The following is a 3,988-nucleotide window of genomic DNA, read 5'->3' as shown; positions in this document are numbered from 1 at the left end:
GCGGTGATCGCGTCGGTCTTGCGGTCGAGCATCAGCGGCATGGCGATGACGCTGATCATGAAGACGAAGACGGCAAAGAAGCCGCCGACGCCAAAATAGGCGATCGCAAAGTCGGCTTGCTCGAAGGTCAGAACGGTGCGCACCACGTCAGCGAAAGTCGGCAGGCCGCCGGTGAAGAAGAGCGCAAAGACAACGATCGAGGCGCGTGCCCAGACGAGCAGGACGACCGCCAGGACGGCGGCAAAAAGGCCGACGTTGGCCAGGTTTGGTCGCCAGGCGGCGAGCGTCGGTCCGAGGTGGGGCGGCTGTTCGCCGCGTTCGATACGCCGGCTGAGATCGGACACGCCTAGCGTCAGGAAGGGTCCGAGGAGTAGAAAGCCGGTCGTCAGACCAGCGAACAGGGCGTAGGCGTGTGAAAAAACGGCGTGCATCAGCCAGCCGCAGGCGGCGTAGGCAGCGCCATAGAAAAGACTGGCTGGACTGGATTGGCAGAAATCGCGCCAAGCGGCACGCAGCCAGCGCGGAATGGCGCTGACTTCGATGCGGCGAATCTGCGGGAAGCGGCTGGCGGCCGCAGTGCTGCTTGCTGCATTCTCATCGCTCATCCCTGTCTACCCTCCGTGTTTAAAATTGTAATGGAATGGATCAGCAATCAATCGTAACATGCCGGTCAGGCGGCAAACACTTGGCGCCGCCGGTCCCGTAGCGGGACGACCTACATCTTTGGGGGAATCGAATGGAAGGCCTTCTGCTCTTGTTGGGGCGAGCTGCCGGCTTGCTCGGGCTACTCGTCTGTGTCGTCGCCGGCGCGCTGCGGCTGTCCGGCAGCTTCTACCTCGCCAGTTTTCAGCTCGGGACACTGCTGCAGACCGGTATCGGGCTGGTCGTTGTTGCTTGCTTCCTGTTGCTGCTGGTCGCGACCGGTTCCGGCCGGAGCAACGGCGCGGGTCGTTGGCGAGGCTGATTGACCGGTGGGCGCGCGCAAGCTGCCGACGCTGGCGGCAGGCGCACGCGAAGCGGCCGCGAGGCGCTCGCCGGCGCACTCACTCGGCCGCCCTCGGCTTCATTCGGCGTCCGCTTGGCTGGCTGGCGCTGCTTGCGCAAACGGCGGCAACTGCTCGCAGGCCTCGACGATGCGGCGTATCGTCGGCAGCGCATCGAGCGGGCAGTTGAAGCGGCGCGCATTGAAAACCTGCGGGACCAGGCAGCAGTCGGCGAGCGTTGGCGTTTCGCCATGGCAGAAAGTGCCGGTTGCCGGATTCCCGGAAAGCAGGCGCTCGACCGCCGCCAGACCCTGGCTCACCCAGTGCCGGTACCAGGCGTCCTTCTCCTCCTGGCTGGCAGCGAAATGGCCGCCGAGGTAGTTCAGAACGCGCAAATTGTTGATCGGGTGAATGTCGCAGGCGATGGTCTGGGCGATCGCCCGCACCCGTGCGCGCTCCCAGGCGGAGGAGGGCAACAGCGGTGGTAAGGGCTGCGTCTCGTCCAGGTACTCGATGATCGCCAGCGACTGGGTAAGCACGCCAGCCTCGTTCTCCAGCGCCGGCACCGTGCCCAGCGGGCTCTTCAGGCGGTAAGCTGCCTGGTTCTGCTCGCCGCCGGCGCGCAGCAGATGAATCGGTACCGCCTCCCAGGCCAGGCCTTTCAGATTGAGCGCACAGCGCACACGGTAGGCGGCCGAGCTACGGAAGTAGGTGTAGAGCTTGAGCATGGCTAATCCGGAAATCATCGCTGCACCAAATGCGTATTATCGCCAGACTTGGCAAGGTTTGCGCAGCCAGCCGCTCGTTCGGCGACAAGCAGTCCCTGGCCCATCTTTAGCGCCCAGAACGGAAATCCTGCGCTTTCTGGGCAGCGCCCTGCACTAAGTCACTGATTTGTCAATGGGTGAATTTCAAAGACGTTTTGTAGTGCCATAATGGTTTCAACGGGGGCGTTTGTTAATGGCGGTGAGAAAACGCGGCAATCTGGCGCGGAAAAGCGCAGGTCAGCATGGCTGTAAGCGCGGAACTGCCGCGCTTACAGCCATGCTCCAGCGTACCCGTCCCTCCGCCGCGTCAAGGGGTTGCTGTGCCGGGCTGGCGCCCGCCCTTGACCCGGCTCCGGGCCGGTAATTTTCGTGCCCGAATTTTCGGTTGCGCCAGATTTTGGCGGTTCTTGGCCGCCATCGACACTTCATGCTCCCAATGCGTCGCAGCCTCCTTCCGGACCCGTTCCTACCCAAGGCCTCTCCGTTCCCGGGATGCGCGAGCGCCTCAACCCTCGGGGAGAGGAAGACGTAACAACGCCATCTTCGGCGGACGCGGGCAGGTGCGCCGCGGACTCTACATGGCAGCGCTCGCGGCCATCCGATTCAATGCCGTCATCAAGCAGTTCTACGACCGCCTCGTCGCCGCAGGCAAACCCAAAAAGGTTGCCATCGTCGCCTGCATGCGCAAACTCCTGACCATCCTCAATGCCATGGTCAGAACCGGCAAAGCCTGGGACGATTCTCTTCATACCGCTTGACTCGAAAGACAGTTGCTTATTTGTTAGGCCGCCGCTTTAGAAACCAAGGGAAAGGCGTCCGGATCGCGAAGCGAATCTACTGAAAGGTCAATGTCTAGTTGCGGCCAGTAAAGATGATTCTCCGTGGGCCGCTCCACAGCAAGTATCTGCTCCATCGTCGCGTTCTTGAACCAGGGAAACTTGTCGAATGGGATGGGCAGTTCTTCCGTCCCGAGAAGGACCCAGACCGCGTGCTTGGAGATGTGGGTTACTTCAGCTTCCAAAGTAACGTTGCCAGGCATCGTTGATCTCCTGAAGGTGTTTTTCGACGACCGCTTGCGCTTGCTTGACCTGAGTCTGACTCAGGCCGACGTTGTTGGCAAGGTGTACGGTCGGTGTGAGCCAAAACTTTGCGTCGCCGTCCGGATGACCCACATGTACGTGAATCCTTGGTTCCTCTCGCGAAAAGAAGAATAAGCGAAACTGACCGTCGCGGACGATTGTTGGTGCCATTTATAGGTAGCTGATGGGAGTGCGTGTATTCCGGCGGCCTAACGTTTAGCTTGAGGGGCGCGGAAACAGGCGGCGAAGCCGGCTGTTGGAGCGTCCCACTCGAAGCGTTTGTTAGCCATAAATCGCTGGATCAAATCCAGACGCATCGAGATCAAAACCGCACGCCTTACATAACTTCTTCATGCGATTCTTCCTTTCTTCGGTGATCGGTATCACGTCAGGATTTCCGTAGTACAGCGCCTTTGCAACTGCGAGAACAATTTCCTCTCGGCTGTGCGGTCTGTTGTGTACGTACAGCGGAAAGTAACTATCTGGAAATTCGGCGGCTTCAAATAGATTGAATGCGCCGCCGTCTTCTCTATTTGCATACAACTCACCGCAACCTTGTAGGAAGCGCCATTGTGGATCTTCATAGCTTGGCGATATTCCTCGCGTGGGGCAGCCTTGATAGATGACATCCGCAATCTTTCTGCAAATGTCGGAAACACTTTCTGTGCTCTTCAATGCAATGATCCCAGATAGGCCAGGGTTCGATTGATTGATTTGCGATTTATCAACTCCATGCCAAAGAGGGAAAAGCCTCTTTTGATCCTCAATGTGCTGCCGGTGCAGCACGTCTAGTTCGTAGCTGGTCCATTGCTTAGTCAAGTATGTGGGCGACAGAAGGAGCAAACCATACTCGGACGCCAGTAATCCGGCATTGATCGAGTCAAGCAGTTTGTCGCCGATTCTTAGTGATAGTGGAGCAAACCAAATCCTGATCCCGAAATACTTTAAATGGGTCGATAGCTCTGTTGCATATACCTCATCCTCTGATGCGTAAGAGATGAAGAGATGGTAGGGCTTGGTCATTCTTAAACGAATAGCGTTTATCTGCCGCGCCGAAAGCACCAGAAACGAATAGCGTTTATCTGCCGCGCCGAAAGCACCAGAAACGAATAGCGTTTATCTGCCGCGCCGAAAGCACCAGGTCCAGCCGCAAGCGATT

General features: G+C 58.7%; 6 protein-coding genes and 1 pseudogene. 2 read left to right on the top strand and 5 right to left on the bottom strand.

Annotation, left to right across the window (positions count from 1 at the left end):
• Positions 1-605: DUF2189 domain-containing protein (locus tag RKP46_RS18630; protein ID WP_311108010.1), on the bottom strand; the 605-nt coding region annotated here is incomplete at its 3' end.
• Positions 606-736: 131 nt separating this feature from the next.
• Here RKP46_RS18630 and RKP46_RS18625 point away from each other — a divergent pair.
• Positions 737-964 (top strand): hypothetical protein, encoded by a 228-nt coding sequence (locus tag RKP46_RS18625; protein ID WP_311108009.1) that lies wholly within the window; start codon positions 737-739, stop codon positions 962-964.
• A 99-nt stretch (positions 965-1,063) separates the two neighbouring features.
• Here RKP46_RS18625 and maiA read toward each other — a convergent pair whose 3' ends face one another.
• Positions 1,064-1,729 carry a maleylacetoacetate isomerase gene (gene maiA / locus RKP46_RS18620; RefSeq protein WP_311108008.1) on the bottom strand — a complete coding sequence of 222 codons (666 nt, stop codon included), beginning with the start codon at positions 1,727-1,729 and terminating at the stop codon, positions 1,064-1,066.
• A 533-nt stretch (positions 1,730-2,262) separates the two neighbouring features.
• On the opposite strand from maiA, the pseudogene RKP46_RS18615 reads away from it, so the two are divergent.
• Positions 2,263-2,508, top strand: a pseudogene (locus tag RKP46_RS18615) (IS110 family transposase); the annotation flags it as partial.
• Between the two features lie 23 nt (positions 2,509-2,531).
• Here RKP46_RS18615 and RKP46_RS18610 read toward each other — a convergent pair.
• From RKP46_RS18610 to RKP46_RS18600, 3 genes are all read right to left on the bottom strand, one after another.
• Positions 2,532-2,789, bottom strand: a complete 258-nt coding sequence (locus RKP46_RS18610) for a DUF2442 domain-containing protein (protein ID WP_311108007.1) — start codon at positions 2,787-2,789, stop codon at positions 2,532-2,534.
• Complete coding sequence (locus RKP46_RS18605) at positions 2,761-3,000, bottom strand: DUF4160 domain-containing protein (RefSeq protein WP_311108006.1); 240 nt, start codon at positions 2,998-3,000, stop codon at positions 2,761-2,763. The genes RKP46_RS18610 and RKP46_RS18605 overlap by 29 nt, the downstream gene beginning before the upstream one ends.
• A 111-nt stretch (positions 3,001-3,111) precedes the next feature.
• The gene (locus RKP46_RS18600; RefSeq protein WP_311108005.1) at positions 3,112-3,852 is read right to left on the bottom strand and encodes a toll/interleukin-1 receptor domain-containing protein; all 741 of its coding nucleotides are present in this window, start codon (positions 3,850-3,852) and stop codon (positions 3,112-3,114) included.
• Between the last annotated feature and the right edge of the window lie 136 nt (positions 3,853-3,988).

The organism is Accumulibacter sp., from assembly GCF_031732815.1.
Classification (GTDB): Bacteria; Pseudomonadota; Gammaproteobacteria; order Burkholderiales; family Rhodocyclaceae; genus Accumulibacter.
Note: the sequence above shows the minus strand (reverse complement) of the source record. Positions and strands in the feature narration are given on the sequence as shown.

Excerpts from the sequence above, each read along its gene's own strand:
- RKP46_RS18605 (WP_311108006.1), bottom strand. The coding sequence starts at position 3,000 with ATGGCACCAACAATCGTCCGCGACGGTCAGTTTCGCTTATTCTTCTTT.
- maiA (WP_311108008.1), bottom strand. The coding sequence starts at position 1,729 with ATGATTTCCGGATTAGCCATGCTCAAGCTCTACACCTACTTCCGTAGC.
- RKP46_RS18625 (WP_311108009.1), top strand. The coding sequence starts at position 737 with ATGGAAGGCCTTCTGCTCTTGTTGGGGCGAGCTGCCGGCTTGCTCGGG.
- RKP46_RS18600 (WP_311108005.1), bottom strand. The coding sequence starts at position 3,852 with ATGACCAAGCCCTACCATCTCTTCATCTCTTACGCATCAGAGGATGAG.
- RKP46_RS18610 (WP_311108007.1), bottom strand. The coding sequence starts at position 2,789 with ATGCCTGGCAACGTTACTTTGGAAGCTGAAGTAACCCACATCTCCAAG.